Origin of the sequence: Sphingopyxis sp. UBA6723 (assembly GCF_002454115.1) — a bacterium.
GTDB lineage: Bacteria > Pseudomonadota > Alphaproteobacteria > Sphingomonadales > Sphingomonadaceae > Sphingopyxis.
In genome coordinates this window covers 20,598-40,043 of sequence record NZ_DKIH01000001.1, presented here as the reverse complement: position 1 = coordinate 40,043, position 19,446 = coordinate 20,598, and the positions used below count along the sequence as shown (strand labels likewise).

The 19,446-nt window shown below is 64.7% G+C and carries 22 protein-coding genes; 12 read left to right on the top strand and 10 right to left on the bottom strand.

The window, feature by feature from the left end; all coding sequences use genetic code 11:
* Positions 1-67: 67 nt before the first annotated feature.
* Genes B4F07_RS00235 through B4F07_RS00225 form a run of 3 tightly spaced genes read right to left on the bottom strand, consistent with a single transcriptional unit; the run spans position 68 to position 2,082 of the window.
* A complete protein-coding gene (locus B4F07_RS00235; RefSeq protein ID WP_293699254.1) occupies positions 68-667 on the bottom strand; it encodes a hypothetical protein in 600 nt (199 codons plus the stop codon).
* Positions 664-1,086: a CoA-binding protein gene (locus B4F07_RS00230; protein WP_293699251.1), complete on the bottom strand. Its 423-nt coding sequence runs from the start codon at positions 1,084-1,086 to the stop codon at positions 664-666. The genes B4F07_RS00235 and B4F07_RS00230 overlap by 4 nt, the downstream gene beginning before the upstream one ends.
* Before the next feature lie 6 nt (positions 1,087-1,092).
* Positions 1,093-2,082: an Mrp/NBP35 family ATP-binding protein gene (locus B4F07_RS00225; RefSeq protein WP_293699248.1), complete on the bottom strand. Its 990-nt coding sequence runs from the start codon at positions 2,080-2,082 to the stop codon at positions 1,093-1,095.
* A gap of 91 nt (positions 2,083-2,173) precedes the next feature.
* Here B4F07_RS00225 and hflK point away from each other — a divergent pair, with 91 nt between their 5' ends.
* The 7 genes from hflK to B4F07_RS00190 all read left to right on the top strand — a co-directional run bounded on the left by hflK (position 2,174) and on the right by B4F07_RS00190 (position 10,296).
* On the top strand, positions 2,174-3,337 hold the full coding sequence (hflK, locus tag B4F07_RS00220; RefSeq protein ID WP_293699245.1) for a protease modulator HflK: 1,164 nt from the start codon (positions 2,174-2,176) through the stop codon (positions 3,335-3,337).
* Positions 3,337-4,188, top strand: coding sequence for a protease modulator HflC (hflC, locus tag B4F07_RS00215; protein WP_293699399.1), 852 nt, complete (start codon positions 3,337-3,339; stop codon positions 4,186-4,188). The genes hflK and hflC overlap by 1 nt, the downstream gene beginning before the upstream one ends.
* Positions 4,189-4,317: 129 nt before the next feature.
* Entirely contained in the window at positions 4,318-5,811 is a 1,494-nt protein-coding gene (locus tag B4F07_RS00210) for a trypsin-like peptidase domain-containing protein (RefSeq protein WP_293699242.1), read from the top strand.
* A 121-nt stretch (positions 5,812-5,932) separates the two neighbouring features.
* Positions 5,933-6,301: a VOC family protein gene (locus tag B4F07_RS00205; protein WP_293699239.1), complete on the top strand. Its 369-nt coding sequence runs from the start codon at positions 5,933-5,935 to the stop codon at positions 6,299-6,301.
* 596 nt (positions 6,302-6,897) lie between these two features.
* The gene (locus B4F07_RS00200) at positions 6,898-8,493 is read left to right on the top strand and encodes a helicase HerA-like domain-containing protein (protein WP_414711686.1); all 1,596 of its coding nucleotides are present in this window, start codon (positions 6,898-6,900) and stop codon (positions 8,491-8,493) included.
* Positions 8,490-8,939: a hypothetical protein gene (locus B4F07_RS00195; protein WP_293699236.1), complete on the top strand. Its 450-nt coding sequence runs from the start codon at positions 8,490-8,492 to the stop codon at positions 8,937-8,939. Before B4F07_RS00200 ends, B4F07_RS00195 begins: the two co-directional genes overlap by 4 nt.
* Positions 8,940-9,009: 70 nt before the next feature.
* The gene (locus B4F07_RS00190) at positions 9,010-10,296 is read left to right on the top strand and encodes a cytochrome P450 (RefSeq protein WP_293699233.1); all 1,287 of its coding nucleotides are present in this window, start codon (positions 9,010-9,012) and stop codon (positions 10,294-10,296) included.
* On the opposite strand, the gene B4F07_RS00185 is transcribed toward B4F07_RS00190, so the two are convergent.
* Positions 10,293-10,703, bottom strand: coding sequence for an acyl-CoA thioesterase (locus tag B4F07_RS00185; protein ID WP_293699230.1), 411 nt, complete (start codon positions 10,701-10,703; stop codon positions 10,293-10,295). The genes B4F07_RS00190 and B4F07_RS00185 overlap by 4 nt on opposite strands.
* 79 nt (positions 10,704-10,782) lie before the next feature.
* Here B4F07_RS00185 and B4F07_RS00180 point away from each other — a divergent pair, with 79 nt between their 5' ends.
* A complete protein-coding gene (locus B4F07_RS00180) occupies positions 10,783-11,289 on the top strand; it encodes a DoxX family protein (protein ID WP_293699227.1) in 507 nt (168 codons plus the stop codon).
* Here B4F07_RS00180 and queF read toward each other — a convergent pair.
* A complete protein-coding gene (queF, locus tag B4F07_RS00175) occupies positions 11,271-11,741 on the bottom strand; it encodes a preQ(1) synthase (protein ID WP_293699224.1) in 471 nt (156 codons plus the stop codon). The two genes, B4F07_RS00180 and queF, sit on opposite strands and share 19 nt — an antisense overlap.
* A gap of 117 nt (positions 11,742-11,858) precedes the next feature.
* Here queF and B4F07_RS00170 point away from each other — a divergent pair, with 117 nt between their 5' ends.
* The 4 genes from B4F07_RS00170 to B4F07_RS00155 all read left to right on the top strand — a co-directional run bounded on the left by B4F07_RS00170 (position 11,859) and on the right by B4F07_RS00155 (position 16,522).
* Positions 11,859-13,172 carry a hypothetical protein gene (locus B4F07_RS00170; protein WP_293699221.1) on the top strand — a complete coding sequence of 438 codons (1,314 nt, stop codon included), beginning with the start codon at positions 11,859-11,861 and terminating at the stop codon, positions 13,170-13,172.
* A 182-nt stretch (positions 13,173-13,354) separates the two neighbouring features.
* Complete coding sequence (sseA, locus tag B4F07_RS00165) at positions 13,355-14,197, top strand: 3-mercaptopyruvate sulfurtransferase (RefSeq protein WP_293699218.1); 843 nt, start codon at positions 13,355-13,357, stop codon at positions 14,195-14,197.
* Between the two features lie 211 nt (positions 14,198-14,408).
* Positions 14,409-15,602, top strand: a complete 1,194-nt coding sequence (gene metC, locus B4F07_RS00160) for a cystathionine beta-lyase (RefSeq protein WP_293699215.1) — start codon at positions 14,409-14,411, stop codon at positions 15,600-15,602.
* Entirely contained in the window at positions 15,599-16,522 is a 924-nt protein-coding gene (locus B4F07_RS00155; RefSeq protein ID WP_293699212.1) for a mechanosensitive ion channel family protein, read from the top strand. Before metC ends, B4F07_RS00155 begins: the two co-directional genes overlap by 4 nt.
* Before the next feature lie 108 nt (positions 16,523-16,630).
* On the opposite strand, the gene B4F07_RS00150 is transcribed toward B4F07_RS00155, so the two are convergent.
* The 5 genes from B4F07_RS00150 to B4F07_RS00130 all read right to left on the bottom strand — a co-directional run bounded on the left by B4F07_RS00150 (position 16,631) and on the right by B4F07_RS00130 (position 19,405).
* Positions 16,631-17,326 (bottom strand): endonuclease/exonuclease/phosphatase family protein, encoded by a 696-nt coding sequence (locus tag B4F07_RS00150; RefSeq protein ID WP_293699209.1) that lies wholly within the window; start codon positions 17,324-17,326, stop codon positions 16,631-16,633.
* Between the two features lie 171 nt (positions 17,327-17,497).
* Complete coding sequence (locus B4F07_RS00145) at positions 17,498-17,710, bottom strand: DUF2007 domain-containing protein (RefSeq protein ID WP_088443116.1); 213 nt, start codon at positions 17,708-17,710, stop codon at positions 17,498-17,500.
* On the bottom strand, positions 17,710-18,276 hold the full coding sequence (locus B4F07_RS00140; protein WP_293699203.1) for a pyridoxamine 5'-phosphate oxidase family protein: 567 nt from the start codon (positions 18,274-18,276) through the stop codon (positions 17,710-17,712). Before B4F07_RS00140 ends, B4F07_RS00145 begins: the two co-directional genes overlap by 1 nt.
* A gap of 34 nt (positions 18,277-18,310) precedes the next feature.
* Complete coding sequence (locus B4F07_RS00135; protein ID WP_293699200.1) at positions 18,311-18,877, bottom strand: DUF924 family protein; 567 nt, start codon at positions 18,875-18,877, stop codon at positions 18,311-18,313.
* Positions 18,878-19,000: 123 nt separating this feature from the next.
* Positions 19,001-19,405: a hypothetical protein gene (locus B4F07_RS00130; RefSeq protein ID WP_293699197.1), complete on the bottom strand. Its 405-nt coding sequence runs from the start codon at positions 19,403-19,405 to the stop codon at positions 19,001-19,003.
* Positions 19,406-19,446 lie beyond the last annotated feature (41 nt).

Here is a 19,446-nt window from a genome sequence, read left to right as displayed (position 1 = left end):
GCGCCAAAGCCCCTCCGTCAGCGCATCGCGCTGCCACCTCCCCGTGACTTCGCCACGGGGAGGATTCTTACCACCCCCAAGGAGCAGGCGGCGGCGCCACCGGCTGGCGGTAATCGAAGGTCACGCGGAAATCGCGGCCCTCGCGGCTGAGGCCGTAGGTAAAACTGTCCGCCGTCGTTTCGACCGACCAGATGTTGGTGTTCGACACGCTCCGCCCGGTGCGGGTGAACAGCGCGATCGATTCGGCGTCGACCGGGAAGGTCTGGCGGCTTGCGGTCCCGGGGTTGGCGGTGTCGCCGCCATACATCGTCAGCTCGTCCTTGCTGCCGTCGGCATGGCGATGGTCGTGCTTCAGACGCAGCCCTGTCGCCGTGCGCGTGATGACCCAGGTGCGCGAACGGTCCCAGCCACCATCGGGACCGACACCGTCGATGTGGAAGGGGATTTCGATCCGGTCGGAGGTGCAGCTGCGGACGTGCATCACCATTGCCTTGCCGCGCATATCGGCATCGGCGTCCTGATTGCTGGCGAGTTTACCGGCATAGGCCTTCCCGCAATGCGCGGTGAGCGCCGCGAAAAATTCGTCCTGCGGATTGCTGGCGGCCGGGGTTGTCGCGCAGCCCGTCAAGGCGACGGCGGCGGCGGCAAAGGTCAGCGTGGTTTTCACTTTAGCAGCCCCAGCCGCGGAATCTCGATCTTTGGGCAGCGGTCCATGACCACCACCAGCCCCGCCGCATCGGCGCGCTTCGCCGCGGCGTCGTTGATCACGCCAAGCTGCATCCACACCGCCTTCGCGCCATGGACAATCGCCTCATCGACCGCCGCTCCGGCGTCGTCGCTGTTGCGGAAGATATCGACGATTTCGGCAGGCGGCTCGACATCGGCCAGCGTTGCGACGACCGGGGCGCCATGGATCGTCGTCCCGGCATGGCCCGGATTGACCGCGATCACATTGTGGCCCTGCGCGACCAGAAAGGCGAGGACGCCGTTCGACGCGCGCGCCGGGTTCGGCGAGGCGCCGATCACCGCGATGCGGCGTTTTTGCCCCAGCAGCTCGCGAATTTCGCCTTCGTCGTTGATTGCCATATCGTCTTACCCCTGTTTGCGCGCGGCCAGCCAGTCCGCGACCTTGGCCGCTATCGCATGGAACGGTTCGCCCGCCGGGTCGGTTCCGGCGGCGGGTGGAACACCGCCATCACTGGCCAGCCGGATGCCCATCGACAGCGGGACGCGGCCCAGAAAGTCGAAACCCATCGTATTGGCCGCCGCTTCTGCGCCGCCGCTGCCGAACGGATCGCTGACCTCGCCGCAATGCGGACAGGCATAGCCCGCCATATTCTCGACCAGCCCGATGATCGACACATCAGCCTGTTCGAACAGGCTGATCGCGCGCGTCGCGTCCATCAGCGCCAGATCCTGCGGGGTCGATACGATCACGGCGCCTGCGGGCTTGTGCTTTTGGATCATCGTCAGCTGGACGTCGCCGGTGCCGGGCGGCAGGTCGACGATCAGGGTGTCGATGTCGCCCCAGCTGGCATCGACCAATTGTTCGAGCGCCTTGCCCGCCATTGGCCCACGCCAGGCGATCGCTTGCCCCGGCGCCGCGATCTGTCCGGTCGACAACATCGGCACGCCATAGGCATTGGGCACGGGAACGAGTTTCGATCCGCGCGATTCGGGTTTCACATGCTCGCTGTCCATCAGCCGGGGCTGCGACGGGCCATAGATGTCGGCATCGACCAACCCGACCTTGACCCCGCGCCGTTGCAGCGCGACCGCCAGATTGGCGGCGAGGGTCGATTTGCCAACCCCGCCCTTGCCGCTGCCGACCGCGACGATCGTCATCGACTTTTTTTCGGCCGTCATTGCAATGCGGACCTCGCTGACGCCCGCCTCGCCGAGCAGACCCGCGCGCAATTTGTCTTCGAGCGGTTTGCGATCCTCGACCGCCAGCCCCGATACGTCGAGCACCACCGCCAGCAATCCGGCATCGTCGAGCAAGCGCAGCCCCGATGTGCGCCCCTCGCTCAGGTCTGCGGCGGCGGTGGTCAGGCGGGCGATATCGGCGCTTTGATCGGTCATGTCCGCGGCAGATAGGCATGCGCGGGTCAAATGCCACCCATTTTCGCGCGCACCCCCTGTTAATCGCGCGCGCCGACCCTATAAAAGCGTTATGAACGAGAAAATCGACGGCACCACCGGACGCCGCAGCCCACAAGGATTGCGGCAATTTTTCGAGGCGATCAGCCTGATGGCCAACAGCCCGTGGGGCAATGGACCCAAGGGTGGGGATGGCGATGGCGCAGGGGATGGCAAAAAGCCCGGCCCCCGCAACCCGTGGGTGACTCCCGATCCGATCGACATCAATCGCGGCCGCAAACCGCGCGGCCCTTCGGCGCTCGACGAGCTGCTGCGCAAGGGGCGCGGCGGCTTTGGTGGTGGCGGATCGGGCGGCGGCGGCCAGTTCGATCTGGGTGATTCGGCGAAGTTCTGGAAGTGGGGCGTGCTCGCGGCGGTGGTGCTGTGGGTGATCTTTTCGTCCGTCCACATCGTGCCGCCTGAAAAGGAAGGCGTCGTCACCCGGCTCGGCAGCTATTCGCGCACCGTCGGCCCCGGCGTGAAGCTGACCTGGCCGGCGCCGATCGAACGCGTCCGGCTGGAAGACGTGCGCGCCATCCGCACCATGGCGGTCGGTTCGCCCAATGCGACCGACGAAAATTTCGTGCTGACCCGCGACCAGAGCCTGATCGACCTGGCGTATGAAGTGCGCTGGTCGGTGCGCGATCCCGAGCTGTTCTTTTTCCAGCTGTCTGATCCCGAAGGCACGATCCGCGAAGTCGCCGAAAGTTCGATGCGCGCCACCGTCGCCAATTTCAACCTGACCGATGCCATCGGCCCCGGTCGTGTCGAGATCGAGGCGCAGGTTCAGCAACGGATGCAGGATCTGCTCAACCAATATCGCGCCGGGGTATCGATCCAGGGTATCGCGATCCGCCAGGCCGACCCGCCGAGCCAGGTCGATGAGGCGTTCAAGGAAGTCACCGCGGCGCTGCAGGAGCGCGAATCGGCGATCAACCTGTCGCGCGCCTATCAGCAGCAGGTGCTCGAACGCGCCCGCGGCGACACCGCGGCGTTCGACCAGATTTACGAACAATATCGGCTGGCGCCGGGGGTGACCCGCAAGCGCCTCTATTATGAAACGATGGAGAATGTGTTGTCGAATGTCGACAAGACCGTCGTCGAAGCGCGCGGGGTAACCCCTTATCTGCCGCTGAACGAGGTCCAGAAACGGCTTCCCGCCACCCCGCCCGCCGCGGCGACGAAGGGAGGCGAATGATGTTTAGCTCGCTGACTCAGAACCCGGTGCGCCTGCTCGTCGGGGTCGTCGCGCTGCTCGTCATTCTGTCGCAGTCGCTGGCGATCGTGCCCGAGGACCGGCAGGCGCTGATCCTGCGCTTCGGTGAAATCGAACGCACCGTGAACCGGTACAAGCCGAACGAAGAATTTGGCAGTTCGGGCGCCGGCCTGGTGTTGCGTGTCCCGTTCACCGACAATATCCAGTATATCGACAAGCGGATCATGGGCGTGAACATGGAGCGCCAGCAGGTGCTGTCGACCGATCAGCAGCGGTTGCAGGTCGATGCCTTTGCGCGCTTCCGCATCACCAACCCGGTGCGCATGTACACCGCGATCCGTACCGAGGAACGCTTGCAGCAGCAGCTGGCGACGATCCTGGGCTCGTCGCTGCGCAACGAGCTGGGCAAGCGCACCTTTGCCACCCTGCTGTCGCCCGAACGCGGCGCGGTGATGGACAATATCCAGATCGCGCTGAACCGCGAGGCCAACAAATATGGCGCCGAAGTCATCGACGTGCGGATCAAGCGCGCCGACCTGCCCGAAGGCGCGACGCTCGAGGCCGCGTACAATCGCATGCGCACCGCGCGCCAGCAGGAAGCGACCGCGATCCGCGCCGAAGGGCAAAAGGAAGCGCAGATCATTCGCGGTAACGCCGATGGTGAAGCCGCGCGCATCTATGCTGCGAGCTTTGGCAAGGATCCCGAATTTTACGATTTCTATCGCGCCATGCAAAGCTATCGCCAGACCTTCCTGGGCGAGAACAACCAGGGCGGAACGTCGATCATCATGTCGCCCGACAATGAATATCTGAAGCGTTTCAGCGGCGGTTGATGCGGACGGGCGCGCCGGTGAATGGAACCGAAAGCGCCCGTTCATGTTCAATTGGCGTTCAGCCGCTGCGCCGCAGACCGCCGCAGCCGGGGTTAGTGAATTTTTCGGATGAGAAGAGGATTACCGATCGTGCGTTATGTTTATGGCATCACTTCGGCCTTGCTGGCGGGTGGCACCGCGCTGGCGCTGGTCACCCAATCCCCCGTCGGCGCGCAGGTCGCGCAGAATGAGGGCAGCGAAATCGCCAAGGTCGTGCCGCGTTCGGGCGCGCCCGAAAGCTTCGCCGATCTGGTCGAACAATTGCAGCCCGCGGTGGTCAATATCTCGACCAAGCAGAATGTCACGCTGGGCGTCCGGCTCAATCCCTTTGCCGGGACGCGTGAGCCGATCACCCAGGAACAGCAGGGCGGCGGCTCGGGCTTCCTGATCTCCGCCGATGGCTATATCGTCACCAACAACCATGTGATTTCGGGCGGCCCGCGCGGCGAGGCGGTCAATCAGGTCACGGTGACGCTGACCAATCAGAAGGAATATCGCGCGACGATCGTCGGCCGCGACGCCGCGTCCGATCTGGCGCTGCTCAAGATCGATGCGACCGGCCTGCCGTTCGTGAAATTCGCCGACAGCCGCACCGCGCGCGTCGGTGACTGGGTCGTCGCCATCGGCAACCCGCTCGGCCTTGGCTCGACGGTGACGGCGGGCATCATCTCGGCATTGCAGCGCAACATCGGGCAGGGCGGCGCTTATGACCGCTATATCCAGACCGATACCGCGATCAACCGCGGCAACTCGGGCGGGCCATTGTTCGATTTGCAGGGCAATGTCGTCGGCATCAACAATATGCTGATCTCGCCCGTCGGCGCCAATATCGGCGTCAACTTCGCTATCCCAGCCGATGCGGCGATCCCGGTGATCAACGCGCTGCGCGCGGGCGAAAAGGTTCAGCGCGGCTATCTCGGTATCGGCATCGCGCCGGTCGACGAGGATCTGGCCGCGGCGCTGGGCCTGCCCAAGGACCGCGGCGAGTTCATCCAGCGCGTCGAGCCTGATCAGGCGGGTGAAAAGGCCGGGCTGAAACGCGGCGACGTCGTGACCAAGGTCAATGGCCGCGACGTCACGCCGCAACAGACTTTGTCCTATATCGTGTCGAACACCAAACCCGGCACGCGCATCCCGCTCGAGATTATTCGCGACGGCAAGCCGATGACCCTCAACGTCCTCGTCGGCACCCGTCCGCCCGAGGAAGAACTGGCCGGCAACACCTTCGATCCCGAAGCGGAGCAGACCGAGCCCGAGGATGCGACCGGCGCCGCCGACAAGGCGATCCAGGACGAACTCGGCCTGGCGGTGCAGGTCGTCACCCCGGACATCGCGCGCGCGGTTGGGGTCGATGCCAATACCAAGGGTCTGGTGATCGGCGCCGCCTCGGCAAACAGCGACGCGGGCCGCAAGGGTCTGCGCCGCGGCGACGTGATCCTGAGCGCCAACCGGGTGCCGGTAACGAGCAGTGAGGCACTGGCCAAGGCGGTGGCCGATGCCAAGCGCGCTGGCCGTGATGCGGTGCTGCTTGAAATCCTGCGCCGCGGTAATCCGTCGGCATTCATCGCGGTGCGGGTGAAATAAACTCCGGCATCATTGCCTATAGAAAGGGCGTCGCGACCATCTGGTCCGGCGCCCTTTTTATTTGCGCGTCGCCATCTATGTTCTTATTATGTTCTAACACTACCGAGTCGGGAGAAGAATCATGATTGGCTATGTGACCCTGGGGACGAACGACCTTGCGAAAGCGGCGATCTTTTACGACGCAATTGCCGCCGAACTCGACACGCCGCGGATGATGGAATTCGACGGTTTCATCGCCTGGGGCAAGCCGGGCGGCGCGGCGGGCATCGGGCTGACCAAGCCGTTCGACGGTAATGCCGCGAGTGTCGGAAACGGCGTGATGTTGGCGCTGGAAGCGAAAGACAAGGATCAGGTCCAGCGCCTGTACGACATCGCGCTCGCCCATGGCGGCACCTGCGAAGGCCCCCCGGGACCGCGCGGCGAGGGGTTTTACGCGGGCTATTTCCGCGATCCGGATGGCAACAAGCTCAACGCCTTCATCATGGGGTAACCAACGCGGCGCTTGACGGCGCTTTGGGGTGAAAGTGGACAAAACCGATCCTCCCCGGAACGGGGAGGGGGACCAGCGAAGCTGGTGGAGGGGCACAAGCGGTTTGCCTTACCGGTGAGGAAGTAGGCCCCCAGCCGGTTCCCGGAAAAGGTAGGCCCTGTCGGCTCAGCGCCGCGTCAACTTCCTGTGCCCCTCCACCACCCTTCGGGTGGTCCCCCTCCCCCGTTGGGGGAGGATAGCTGACGTCCGCAATCGGCCGTTGGTCGCCACCTTCGGGCATTATCAAAAACGCCTTTCCTAGATTGTTCCGGCATGATCTACGATCTCGGATGAAACAGCCGCTTCTCCCGGACCTCCGGCACGCGCCGCTATTTTATGGCGACAAAGGCGACAGTTTTGGCCGCCACGTCGGTATCTTTTGTCGCCTTAAGACGTCGGCGCCGTGATCGCCCACCGCAATTTGCGAGTGAAGTTGCGCAGTTTTCTGCCGTTCCTTCCCCAACCGGCCACCGCCGCCGCATCCGGGTTTGCCGATTGCCTGTCTCGCCCTGCCACTCTAGATCGATAGAGAGGTGCCCAAGTGGAGGAAAAGCACAGTGAGCGACGGCAGCACGGCAAGCGAAATTTATATCGGTCTCGGCGGCGGTGGCGCCGCCGATGGCCCACGCCAGTTGCTGGTGCTGAAACGCGCCAACCGCCACGGGCTGATTGCGGGGGCGACCGGCACCGGCAAGACGGTGACGTTGCAGGGACTGGCCGAGGGATTCTCCGCGGTCGGCGTCCCGGTGTTCGTCGCCGACGTCAAGGGCGACCTTGCGGGCATGGCGATGGCGGGCAGCCCGATGTCGAAGATGCACGAGATTTTCGGCGCGCGTGCCGCCGAAATTGGCGATACGACATGGGCCTACCGCGACAATCCGGTCATCTTCTGGGATCTGTTCGGCGAACAGGGACACCCGATCCGCACCACCATTTCGGAAATGGGGCCGCTGCTGCTCGCGCGACTGATGGGGCTCAACGAAGTGCAGGAGGGCGTGCTCGCGATCGCCTTCCGCGTCGCCGACGAACAGAATCTGCTGCTGCTCGACCTTGGCGATTTGCAGGCGATGCTCGCCTGGTGCGCGGAGAATGCCGACGAACTGACGACCAAATATGGCAATGTGTCGAAGGCGACCGTCGGCACGATCCAGCGGCAATTGCTGACGCTGGAAAGCCAGGGCGGGGCGCATTTTTTTGGCGAACCCGCGCTCGACATTCACGACATGATCCGCTGCGACGACAATGGCCGCGGCTATGTCAACATCCTCGCTGCCGACAAGTTGATGGCGAGCCCGAAGCTCTATGCGACCTTCCTGCTCTGGCTGCTGTCCGAAATGTTCGAAACGCTGCCCGAAATCGGCGACCCCGACAAACCCAAGCTCGTCTTCTTTTTTGACGAGGCGCATCTGCTGTTCGACGACGCGCCGCCCGCGCTGACCGAAAAAATCGAACAGGTCGTGCGCCTGATCCGATCGAAGGGGGTCGGGGTCTATTTCGTGACCCAGAATCCGATCGACATTCCCGAGGATGTCGCGGGCCAGCTCGGCAATCGCGTCCAGCATGCGCTGCGCGCCTTCACCCCGCGCGACCAGAAGGCGGTCAAGGCGGCCGCCGACACCTTCCGTCCCAATCCCAAGATCGATGTCGCGCGCGAGATCACCGAGCTCAAGGTCGGCGAGGCGCTGGTGTCGCTGCTGATGCCCGACGGCGCGCCGTCGCCGGTCGAGCGCACGCTGATCAAGCCGCCCTGCTCGCGTGCCGGGCCGCTCGACGTCAAGGAGCGCGCGATCATCAAGTCGATCTCGCCGGTCGAGGGCAAATATGACACGCTCGTTGATCGCGAAAGCGCCGAGGAACTGCTCGCGATGAAAGCCGAACAGGCGCAGGCCGCGGCGATCGAAGCGAAGGCGCAGGCGGAGGCCGACAAGCAGGCGGCGATCGCGGCCAAGGAAGCGGCGAAGGCGAAAGCCGCCGAGGAGCGCGAGCGGCTGCGGCTTGAGAAGGCGGCGGCGCGCGAGGCGGCGAAGCCGTCGATGACCGAGAAGATGGTGCAATCGGCGGCGCGTTCGGCGGCGACGAGCATCGGGCGGCAGGTCGCGGGCAAATTCGGCGGCCAGCTGATGCGCGGGATTTTGGGTAGCCTGTTCAAATGAGCGACGCCGATGCCGCGTTGATGGAGGCGAGCCTGATCGCCGTCGCCGACGCCGGCATCGACATCCGCCTTCCACTGTTCGAGCGCTTCTTCGACGCCTATCCCAACCGCCGCGCCAGCTTCATTTCGGTCGATGCCGCATCGCGGCGGATGACCGACGAGACGCTTGCGATGATGCTGGGGCTGGCGCAGCGCGAAGGCTGGGTGTGGCCGCTGATCGCCGAACTGGTGTTCACCCATCGCAATTACGGCGCGCTGCCGATCGCCGAATATGATGCCTTTATCGATAGGACCGTCGGGGAATTGGAGTTGGCGGCAGCGCCGGTGTGGAGCGATGCGACTGCCGCGGCATGGCAGCGCCATGCCGACGCGCTGAAGGCAATGATCCGCAAGGCGCGCGCCGAATGGGCGAGCGCGATGCCCGCGGGGGCGCCGCAGGTTGCGTGAGATAAAGACGAAGTGGGCGGAGAGGTCGAACCCCTCGACAAGCCTTTCGAATCGCGGCAGCATCAGTTTCATGACAAAACCGATATTGCCTCGAGAGGTAGCCGCCGCCGTCGTCGACCCCGTCGCATACGGCCAATGGGATCCGCTGCACGAGCAGTTGATGTGGGCGCGCGCCAATGCGCCGCTGGCGGTCGCCGAGAACCACGACCATGACCCGTTCTGGCTCGTCACCCGCCACGCCGACATCATGGCGATCAGCCGCGACCCGCAGCGCTTTGCCAACGGCATCCGCCCGACGGTGCTGACCAACCGCGATGGCGAGGCGCTGGCGCGCGCCGCGACCCCGAACAATGACGGCCATCTGATCCGCTCGCTGGTCCAGATGGACGCCCCCGACCATATGAAATACCGGTTGCTGACCCAGAGCTGGTTCATGCCGAAGAATTTGAAGATCGTCGAAGAGCGCATCCGCCAGATCGCCCGCGAAACCGTCGATCAGATGTTGGCGCAGGGCGGCGAATGCGACTTCGCCCGCGATGTCGCCGCGCATTATCCGCTGCGTGTGATCATGGACATCTTGGGGGTGCCGCCCGAGGACGAGCCGCGGATGCTGATGCTGACGCAGCAATTGTTCGGGCCGACCGACCCCGAACTGAACCGCAGCCGTGAGGCGATCACCAGCGCCGAGCAGGCGATCGCGATGCTCAACTATGTGATCGCCGATTTCGAAAATTACTTCGGCGCCCTGACCTCCGAACGCCGCGCCCGTCCGCGTGAGGATATCGCGACAGTGATCGCCAATGCCACGATCAATGGCGAGCAGATCCCCGACCGCGAAATGTCGGGCTATTACATGATCGTGGCGACCGCGGGGCACGACACGACGAGCGCATCGACCGCGGGTGCGATCATGGAACTGGCCAAGAACCCCGCACTGTTCGCGCGCTTTAGTGATGCGGCGACCGACAAGGCCGGGCTGATCGAGGAAGCGATTCGCTGGACCACCCCGGTCCAGCATTTCATGCGCAGCGCAAAAGAAGATGTCGAAATCGGCGGCCAGACCATAAGTGCCGGCGACTGGCTGATGCTCAACTATGTCTCGGCCAACCGCGACGAGGATGTGTTCGCCGATCCGTTCGCGTTTAACCCCGACCGCGAAATGAACCAGCAGATCGCCTTTGGCTTCGGCGCGCATGTCTGCCTCGGCCAGCATCTGGCGCGCATGGAAATGCGGATCTTGATGGAAGAGCTGTTGCCGCGGATCCAAAGCCTGGAACTGACCGGCGAACCGGCCCGCGTCGAATCGGTGTTCGTCGGCGGATTGAAACGGCTACCGATTCGGTTTGAGGCAGCCTAAACCTTCTCACCCGGAAAGAAGCGCGCAATCACGTCGCTCGCCAGCCTTGCCGGGCGCAGCGTTTCGGCGTCGATGCAGCACCAGCTCGATTTGACCTCGGCCAGCACATCCTCGCCGCGCTTGATGATCGTTTCGTAGAAGGCGCGGGCGCCCTGGACCTTTTCGAGGATCACCGTCGCGATGACCTGGTCGTCGAGAAAGGCGGGGCGGCGATAAGTGATCTCGTGCTTCAGCGCGACCCACAGATGCTGCGCCACCGCTTCGGGCGGCGCGATATGGCGCCAGTGCGACAGCACCGCATCCTGCACCCAGCTCAGATAATGAGCATTGTTGACATGACCCATGAAATCGATCTGGTCGGCGCCAACGGCGATGGGGTGGTCGTGCGGGAGTGAGGCTGCGGTCATGACATTTACACTAGTGTCAACAAAATGTGACGGAAAGATGAAAACGTCGGCGCCGCGCTAAGTTAACAGTGTTGACTTTATGCCGCCCGGATGGCAGGAACCGCGCCGTGACGTTGGGAGACAGATCATCTGGACCAATTTGATCGTCATGCTGGCGCTGCTGACTGCGCCGGTGCTGGTGCAGCAACTGCGCGGGCGGCCCCGGCAAACTGCCGCCGCTTTTGGGGCCGCCTGCTGCTTCGTCTTTACCGCGTCGGGGCATTTTCTGATCGCGGAGGACATGCGTCAGATGCTGCCGGCGTGGGTGCCGTGGCGGCTGGAACTGGTGTGGGTGACCGGGTTGCTCGAACTGCTCGTCGCCGCGGGTCTGTTGGCGCCGCGCACGCGGCGGATCAGCGCGTGGGCGGCAATCGCCGTGCTGGTCGTCTTTTTTCCCGCCAATGTCTATGCTGCGGTCGTCCACGCGCCGGTCGGCGGCCATGCATTGGGGCCTGCCTATCTGCTGGTCCGCGCGCCGGTGCAATTGTTCATGATCGGCTGGATTTACGCGACGCTCGCATGGCCGGGTCAACCGCGGCCGCGATAAGGGGCGACGCCCTGATCGGGCAGCCAGAGTCCTTCAGGCGGCGGTCCCGATTGCCAGAAGACGTCGATCGGGATACCGCCACGCGGGTACCAGTAGCCGCCGATGCGCAGCCATAAAGGCTGCATCTCGTCGAACAGGCGGCGGCCGATGCCGACGGTGCAATCCTCGTGGAACCCGGCGTGGTTGCGGAACGAGCCGAGAAAGAGTTTCAGGCTCTTCGATTCGACGATCGTCTCGCCCGGCGCATAGTCGATCACCAGATGCGCAAAGTCGGGCTGGCCGGTGACCGGGCAGAGCGAGGTAAATTCGGGTGCGGCAAAGCGCACCAAATACAATTCGCCTGCGCGCGGATTGGGAACATAGTCGAGGACGGCGGCTTGCGGCGCGGCAGGAAGGTCGCTGGACTGGCCCAGATGTTTGGGCGCGAGCGGTGGATGGCTGGAATCACTCATGGAAACCGTCTAGGGCGCAGCGCGGCCTTTGTCACCGATGGGATGGGAAATGCGCCGGGTTCAGCGCCAATTCAGCGGGTTGGACCAAGATAAACAATTCGGGATCGCAGAATCATAATGACGGACAGGAATTTCGGGCAAAGCAGCAGCGCGGCGCGTTTGCCGTTGTTTGCGCTGGTGCTCGCGCTGACGGCGACTGCGACCGCGCGCGCGCAGGACACGGAAACGCCGACCCCTGCGCCGTCGTCGATCTTTCGCCTGCCTCCCGCCAATGACGGTCGCGCGCCGGGAGTGCAGGGCCCGTCCGACAATGGCCTGCCGCCGGTTGCGCCGAACGAACGGCGCGGATCGCAGCAACCGACGCCGAATCCGGCGCCCACACCGACCCCTGCGCCGCCGCGCGTGACGCCAACCCAGCCGACGACGACCTCGCCATCACCCGCACCGAGCCCGATCCGGCGCGACACCGCTGCACCAGATACATCGCGCGCGGTGCCCGCAGCCCCGGATGCTGCGTCCGATTCGTCGGGGCAGAGCAGCGCCGCGCTGCCACCGCTAGAATCGACAACGCCCGAGGTTGCGGCGCCGACCGTTGCTGTCGCGCCCGAAACCGACGCCACGCCGATCGCGGCGACGCCGGGTGAGGCGCCCTCCGGTACGCCGCTTTGGGCCTGGATTCTCGTAGTCTTCGCCGCGCTCGGGGCCGGGCTGTGGTATTGGCGCCGCCGTCCGACGCTGGCGGGTCCGACCGACGATACCGTGATCGACGCACCCCGTCCCGCCGTTCCGCCTCCAGCGCCGCGCGCTGCGACCCCGCCCGCGCCGCGCCCAGCGCCTGCGTCGGTTCCTGCTCCTCCCACGCTGCCCGCAGCACCGCGGCCCGCATCGCCGCTGGTCAATCGTGCGGCGGGGGAACGACGCGCTGTCGTCGGCATGGCGCTCGACATTCGCGGCATCCGCTTTGCGCCCGATCATGTCGTCGTCGCATTCTCGCTCCATCTGATCAATCAGGGCATTTTGCCCGCGACCGGACTGATGGTCCGCATCGCGCTCAATCAGGGATCGGCGATGCCCGAAGCGGTGTTGGGCCGCTTCTTTGACGGGGCCGGGGGCAGCGTGCTGCGCGACGACATGACCCTCGATGCTGGCGCAGGCGAAGAATTGTCGACCGAAGTCATGCTGCCGCGCACCGCGATCGAACCGCTGATGATCGGCGGCAAGCCCATGTTGGTGCCGGTGATGGCGCTTGATGTGACCTATCATTGGGACGGCGAGGGCGAGGCGTTTGGCCAGAACGCCGGCAGTTTTGTGCTCGGCCGCCAGCAAGGCACGGGTCCTCATGACAAGCTGGCGCCATTGCCGCTCGACCGCGCCGTCTATCAGGTCGATCGCCCTGGTGCGCGCGCCACTGCAATCCAACGCACTCAATAGAATCGTTCGGGCCCGTCCGAAGCGCTGAATTCTTGTTGCGGCGCAGCATTGGCTGAGGCACAGCGCCACCGTGCTTGAAAAACAGCACGGCGGGGCATAGGCTTGTCCTCCCCGGAAAGAAGCGCGCAGGATGACCGGCGAAGGGACAACAAGGTTCCGATCGGTCGCAACAGGAGCATGACATGGACGCCTTGGTCTCAACCGACTGGCTGGAACGCGAACTGGGGGCGTCGGACCTGCGGGTCGTGGACGCGACGAAATTCATGGGCGATTCGGGACGCGATGCGCGTGCCGAATATGAAGCGGGGCATATCCCGGGCGCGGTTTTCATGGACTTGGCCGAACTGACCGACCCGTCGAGCGATATCGACAATATGGCGCCGCAGGCCGAAAAATTCGCCAGCCGGATGCAGTCGCTGGGTCTGGGCGATGGCAGCCGTATTGTGCTTTACGACGACAGCCCGCTGAAAAGCGCGGCGCGCGCCTGGTGGCTGCTCAAATTGTTCGGCGCGCATGATGTCGCGCTGCTCGACGGCGGGCTGGCGAAGTGGAAGGCCGAGGGCCGCGCGCTTGAAATGGGCAAGCAGACCCTGCGCCACCGTCACTTCACCGTGTGGCGCGATGCCAAGGCGGTGCGGACCAAGGACCAGATGCTCGCCAATCTCGACAGCGGCGCCGAACAGGTCGTCGATGCGCGCCCCGCGGCACGCTTCACCGGCGAGGAACGCGATCCGCGTCCGGGTCTGGCGCCCGGCCATATTCCCAATTCGCGCAGCCTGCCGCACAGCGCACTGTTCAACGCCGACGGCACCTGGAAACAGGGTGAGGATCTGAAGGCCGCCTTCGACGCCGCCGGGATCGATCTCGACAAACCGCTGGTCACCACCTGCGGCAGCGGCATGACCGCAACCGTCGTGGCTTTTGGCGCACATCTGCTCGGCAAGGAGGATGTCGCGGTGTACGACGGCAGCTGGACCGAATGGGGCGCCGACCCGGCAACGCCGAAGGCGACCGGCGCGGCTTGAAGCGGGTATCGTGAGGCGCGGGCGATCAATCGATGCCCGCGCGTAGCGTTATTTTGACTCACACAAAGACACAAAGAGGGCAGTTCTCGCGCCCACGGTGCGCGCACGAACTGCCCTCTTTGTGTCTTTGTGTGAGATAATTTGGTTCCGCTACGCGGGAGGGACAAAGCCCACCTCTGGATTTTACCCTGCGTGTCGTTAACAGGGGCGGATGAGCAAAAGCGACGACGAGAGCCTCCGCCCCGCCACCAAGCTGGTGCAGGGCGGGCGGCGGCCCGAGTGGACGGGCGATCCGCGGCTGGGCGGCGGGGTTGTCAACCCGCCGGTGTGGCGCGCCTCGACGATCCTGTACGACAATATGGCCGACCTTGAGGCGCGGGGTCATGCGACGCACGACAAACTGTACTACGGTCGCCGTGGGACGCCGACCGTGTGGGCACTGGCAGACGCGCTGACCGAGATGGAGACGGGCGCGGCGGGGACTTTGCTGTACCCGTCGGGGGTCGCGGCCAATTCGGCGGGGCTGCTGGCGTTGCTGGCGCCCGGCGATCATCTGCTGATGGTCGACAGCGCGTATGAGCCGACGCGCGCCTTTTGCGACGGGCTGCTGGCGCGCTATGGCGTGGCGACCACCTATTATGATCCGCTCGTCGGGGCGGATATTGCCGATCTGATCCGGCCGGAAACGCGGCTGATCTTCCTCGAATCGCCGGGGAGCCTGACCTTTGAGGTGCAGGACATTCCTGCGATTACGGCGGTGGCGCGCGAGCGCGGGGTGCTGACGATGCTCGACAACACGTGGGCGACGTCGCTGCTGTTTCCGGCGCTGGCGCATGGCGTCGACGTGACGATGATGAGCCTGACCAAATATGTCGGCGGCCACAGCGACGCGATGATGGGATCGCTGACCGCGACCAAAGCGGTGTGGCCGCGGCTGCGCAGCGCCGCGTATCAGTTGGGGCAGGCGGTGTCGCCCGACGATTGCGCGCTGATGCTGCGCGGCCTGCGCACGCTCGACGTGCGCATGGCGCGGCACAGCGTAAATGGTCTGGTGGTCGCCGACTGGCTCGCGGCGCGGGCTGATGTGGGCCGCGTTCTCCATCCGGCGCTGCCCTGCGATCCCGGCCATGCGATCTGGGTGCGGGATTTTGGCGGGACGAGCGGGCTGTTCGGCTTCACCCTGAAAGGCGCCGACGCGGCGGGCCGCGCGCGCTTTATCGACGCGCTGGCGCAGTTCGGCATCGGGTTCAGCTGGGGCGGTTATGAAAGTCTGGTCGTCCCCGGCAATCCCATCCGAACCGCGACCGAATGGGCTGACCCCGACCCGCTTATCCGCCTGTCGATCGGACTCGAGGATCCCGCCGACCTGATCGCCGATCTGACCCGCGGATTTGCGGCACTATGAGCACCGCCGCCAATCTGCGCGAGGGGTTCGACGGGATGGTCGTCGCGATGAAGGCGATCGGGCTCGACGTCGGCGCGTACCGCCTGTCGCTCTACAGCCTGTTTTCGACGGTCGTTGTCGCTGTCCTGCTGTATTTGGCGGTCAAGATTGTGCTGCGCGCGACCAAATGGCTGCTCCGCCGCAACACCCATATCGACCAGACCCAGCGTTTGCTGACCGAAAAGCTGATCGCGATCGCGCTGTTCGTCTTTGCTATGCTGTTCGGTATCGACCTGCTCGGCATCGACCTGACCGCGCTGGCGGTATTTTCGGGCGCCGCGGGCCTCGCGATCGGTTTCGGATTGCAGAAAACCGTCGGCAACCTGATCGCCGGGATCATCCTGTTGATGGACCGGTCGATCAAGCCCGGCGACGTGCTCGTCGTCGGTGATGGCAGCAGCATGGGCGGATCGACGCTGCCCGGCGGGATGCCCAATGTGGGCCGCGTCGCCAAGATCGGGGTGCGCGCCGTCAATGTCGTCACCCGCGACGGCAAAAAGCATCTGATCCCGAACGAGTTGCTGATGACGCAGGCGGTCGAAAACTGGAGCTATGCCAGCCCCGAAGTGCGGGTGCGGATGCGGATTCCGGTGCCTTATGACGCAGACCTGCGGCAGGCGCAGCGGCTGATCATCGAGACGGCGAAGGCGAACCCGCGCATATTGGACGAACCCGAACCGGCGGTGTGGATCACCGCATTTGGCGAACGCGCCGTCGAGCATGAACTGCGCATCTGGATTTCGGACCCCGAGGCAGGGCTCGGCAATATCCAGGGTGAGGTGTTCTTAGGAGTTTGGGACCGCTTCCAGGAGGCTGGGATCCGGATACCCTATCCGCGGACTGATGTGCGGATGTTGGGGGACGACGAAAGCAAAGAATGAACCTGGTTGATATTCGTATCCCGGCAAAGGTTGGGGCCGCTGTCGCCGTTGTTCATCGCGGCAGGGTAAGGGCGCGCGCGGCCCCCGCCTTCGCAGCGGCGGCGATTGCTAATCCACCTTCGTAAACCGCGCCCAGATCGGCAGATGATCCGATGCCCGTGCGGCGAGCGCGCTGCGGTGCACGCCGGCATCGACCGCCTCCAGGTCGGGCGACGCAAAGATGCGGTCGAGCTTGGCGACTGGGCGGCGACTGTGAAAGCTGTGGCCGGTATCGACGAGCCGGTGGCGCTCGCCGAAATCGTGCAGGCAGCCGCCTTGGTTCCGCCATTCGTTGCAGTCGCCCATCAGGATCGTCGGCAGTTCCTCGCCGTCGGCGACATGGTTCAGGATCGCGCGCGCCTGATGGCGGCGGCGCAGTCCCGAAATGTCGAGGTGCATGCCCACCACCCGCAATCTTGTGTCGCCGATGCGGATCGTCGCCGCGACCGCGCCGCGCGGTTCGAGCGTCGGCAGGTGCAGCGCATGGCTTTCCTCGACTTCGGCGCCCTTGCGGACGAGCAGCGCGTTGCCGTGCCAGCCGATGCTGTGCGGGCGATTGTCGAGCGCGACCGCGACATAGTCGCTATGCTCGTCCAGCATATGCGGCGGGATCGCGCTGGCGCGGGTGCCGAACCGGCGGTCGGCTTCCTGCAACGCGACGATGTCGGCGTCGAGCTCGCCGAGCACCGCCAGCACCCGCCCGGGATCGCGGCGGCGGTCGAGCCCGATGCCCTTGCGCATATTGTAACTGGCGACTTTGATCATGGGATGGCGGGAGAGGCCTCTATTGGGTTCTATGAGATCAGGACGAACGGCGTCCCGGTTCGGTTGCGTTAAAATAGATCGTCATTGCGAGCGGAGCGAAGCAATCCAGGGCGGTCTACGCAAGCTCTGGATTGCGGCGTCGCTTCGCTTCTCGCAATGACGGGCTTTGTGTTATCCCGCTTCAAATTCCGCCAGCAACGCCCGCGCTTCTTCCAGATCCTCGTCGAGCACCATGATCCGCACCGGGATCATCAGCCCGACGCTTTCGGCGATATTCATCCCCGCGTCGAAACAGACCGCGTGCACCCCGGCGCTTTCGATCCGCCCGCGCAGCAGTTCGGCTTCGGCGCCGTTCGGAATGCGGACGAGTTCGACCAGCGGCATCAGGCGGACCCGCCTTCGATAAATCGGTCGGTCGGGCGCGTCGGCAGCCCGTCGATGCTCTTGGTGCGCCCCAAAGTCTTTTCGACCCACAGCGCGCGGTCGGCCTGGCGGTGATATTTTTGCAGCGTGTCGCGCTCGTGCTGCAACTCCATCATCGGTACCCCCCAGCCGCAGCTGGTCTGGACGCTCTCGACGTCGATCACGAAAATCTGGCGGGTGCCGGGGAGCAGGGTGAAATGCGCCGCAAGTGCGTCCCATTCATCGTCCTGCGGCAGCACCGGGCGGCCGCGGCCATAGATGCGCAGGATCAATGCGCTGCGATCGAAGGCGCAGAACATGATCGTGATGCGCCCGTCGGCGGTTAGGTGCGCGTGGGTTTCGTTGCCCGACCCGGCAAGGTCGAGATAGGCGACCCGATTTTCCGACAACACGCGGAAACTGTCGGCATAGCCCTTCGGCGACAGGTTGATCCGCGCGTCCACGGCGGCGGTGGCGGTGAAATAGATCGGCTGTTTTTCGATGAAGGCGATATGCTTGTCGGTCAGCGTATCGGTGAAGTCGGCCATGGCTGCGCTCCGCGAATGATATGCGCCCGCCCTATCACCAATTTTTGCCTTCCTCCACCGCCGCTTCCTCCTCGGGGCGGGTGGCACGGCCGAGCGCGGCGTTGCGATGCGGAAAGCGGCCGAAGCGGTCGATCATGTCGAAATGCTTTTGCGCATAATCGTGGAACAGCGGATCGGCGAGCTGGTTCATCAGCCGCAGCGATTCGCGCTGGTCGGCGATATCCTCGCTATGCTCGAACGGCAGATAGGCGAACTGGCGCCGCTCATCGGGCCAATGCTGATCCCAACCCTCGGCGACGATCCCGCGCGCGATGGCACGGGCCAAGCTGTCGGTGGCAAGGGCATCGGCGTGGCCGCGAAAGATGTTGCGCGGCACCTGATCGAACAGGATCGCCGCGGCGAGCGCGGTGTCGGGGTCGGTGAGCAAGGTTTCGGCAGGCTGCGAGCGCAGCGCTTCGTGCCAGCTTTCGGCAAGATCACGCACCGCGGCATCGAAATCGGGACCGCCGCCGTACCAGTCGTCCATGCCATGCGCGTCGAACCAGAAGCTCAGCAGTTGCTGCGGCCAGTCGGTGGGTGGGGTGTCGTTTTGCTGCGTCACGCGCGGTCAAATCCTCGGTCAGAAACGTTCGTCATTCCGGCGCAGTCCGGGATCCTGGCCTAACGCATGGACGCGCCGGTGAGATCCCGGCCTGCGCCGGGATGACGATGACAGGGGGAGCGGCTATTCGCCTTTGACGCGCCGATACGGCACGAATTTGCCGAGCGAGACAAAGCCGCTGTACATATGGCTGCTGCGGTCGCGCAGCTGGACCGCGTCGATGCTGCACAGCTGGCTGCCCGACAATTTGGTGACCAGAATGTCATCATCGTCGAGCGATGAGGCACCGCCCTCCGGGCGGTTGACCCACAGCGTGCTGCCGACGCGATAGACGATCGCAGTCTTGTCGATCACCTGGCTGCTGCGCGCCATCGACAGCGGGATGCAATTTTGCGGTTCGCCCGCGACGCGGCCTTCGAGCAGCTTCGCCAGCTGCTCTTCGGGCGCAAGCTTTTCGCGCGCGCTAGCGGCCGCTGGGATGGCGGCCAGCGCCGCAGCGGCAAATATCATTGGAATGTGCAGACGCATGGTTCGACTCCTGTCTTCAACATACCCTACCCGCCGCCGCT

Excerpts from the sequence above, each read along its gene's own strand:
- B4F07_RS00185 (WP_293699230.1), bottom strand. The coding sequence starts at position 10,703 with ATGACCGCAGCCTCACTCCCGCACGACCACCCCATCGCCGTTGGCGCC.
- B4F07_RS00205 (WP_293699239.1), top strand. The coding sequence starts at position 5,933 with ATGATTGGCTATGTGACCCTGGGGACGAACGACCTTGCGAAAGCGGCG.
- B4F07_RS00170 (WP_293699221.1), top strand. The coding sequence starts at position 11,859 with ATGACGGACAGGAATTTCGGGCAAAGCAGCAGCGCGGCGCGTTTGCCG.
- B4F07_RS00150 (WP_293699209.1), bottom strand. The coding sequence starts at position 17,326 with ATGATCAAAGTCGCCAGTTACAATATGCGCAAGGGCATCGGGCTCGAC.
- queF (WP_293699224.1), bottom strand. The coding sequence starts at position 11,741 with ATGAGTGATTCCAGCCATCCACCGCTCGCGCCCAAACATCTGGGCCAG.
- B4F07_RS00145 (WP_088443116.1), bottom strand. The coding sequence starts at position 17,710 with ATGCCGCTGGTCGAACTCGTCCGCATTCCGAACGGCGCCGAAGCCGAA.
- B4F07_RS00180 (WP_293699227.1), top strand. The coding sequence starts at position 10,783 with ATGCCGCCCGGATGGCAGGAACCGCGCCGTGACGTTGGGAGACAGATC.
- B4F07_RS00130 (WP_293699197.1), bottom strand. The coding sequence starts at position 19,405 with ATGCGTCTGCACATTCCAATGATATTTGCCGCTGCGGCGCTGGCCGCC.
- B4F07_RS00230 (WP_293699251.1), bottom strand. The coding sequence starts at position 1,086 with ATGGCAATCAACGACGAAGGCGAAATTCGCGAGCTGCTGGGGCAAAAA.
- sseA (WP_293699218.1), top strand. The coding sequence starts at position 13,355 with ATGGACGCCTTGGTCTCAACCGACTGGCTGGAACGCGAACTGGGGGCG.
- B4F07_RS00225 (WP_293699248.1), bottom strand. The coding sequence starts at position 2,082 with ATGACCGATCAAAGCGCCGATATCGCCCGCCTGACCACCGCCGCCGCA.
- B4F07_RS00140 (WP_293699203.1), bottom strand. The coding sequence starts at position 18,276 with ATGGCCGACTTCACCGATACGCTGACCGACAAGCATATCGCCTTCATC.
- B4F07_RS00195 (WP_293699236.1), top strand. The coding sequence starts at position 8,490 with ATGAGCGACGCCGATGCCGCGTTGATGGAGGCGAGCCTGATCGCCGTC.
- metC (WP_293699215.1), top strand. The coding sequence starts at position 14,409 with ATGAGCAAAAGCGACGACGAGAGCCTCCGCCCCGCCACCAAGCTGGTG.
- hflK (WP_293699245.1), top strand. The coding sequence starts at position 2,174 with ATGAACGAGAAAATCGACGGCACCACCGGACGCCGCAGCCCACAAGGA.
- hflC (WP_293699399.1), top strand. The coding sequence starts at position 3,337 with ATGTTTAGCTCGCTGACTCAGAACCCGGTGCGCCTGCTCGTCGGGGTC.
- B4F07_RS00155 (WP_293699212.1), top strand. The coding sequence starts at position 15,599 with ATGAGCACCGCCGCCAATCTGCGCGAGGGGTTCGACGGGATGGTCGTC.
- B4F07_RS00190 (WP_293699233.1), top strand. The coding sequence starts at position 9,010 with ATGACAAAACCGATATTGCCTCGAGAGGTAGCCGCCGCCGTCGTCGAC.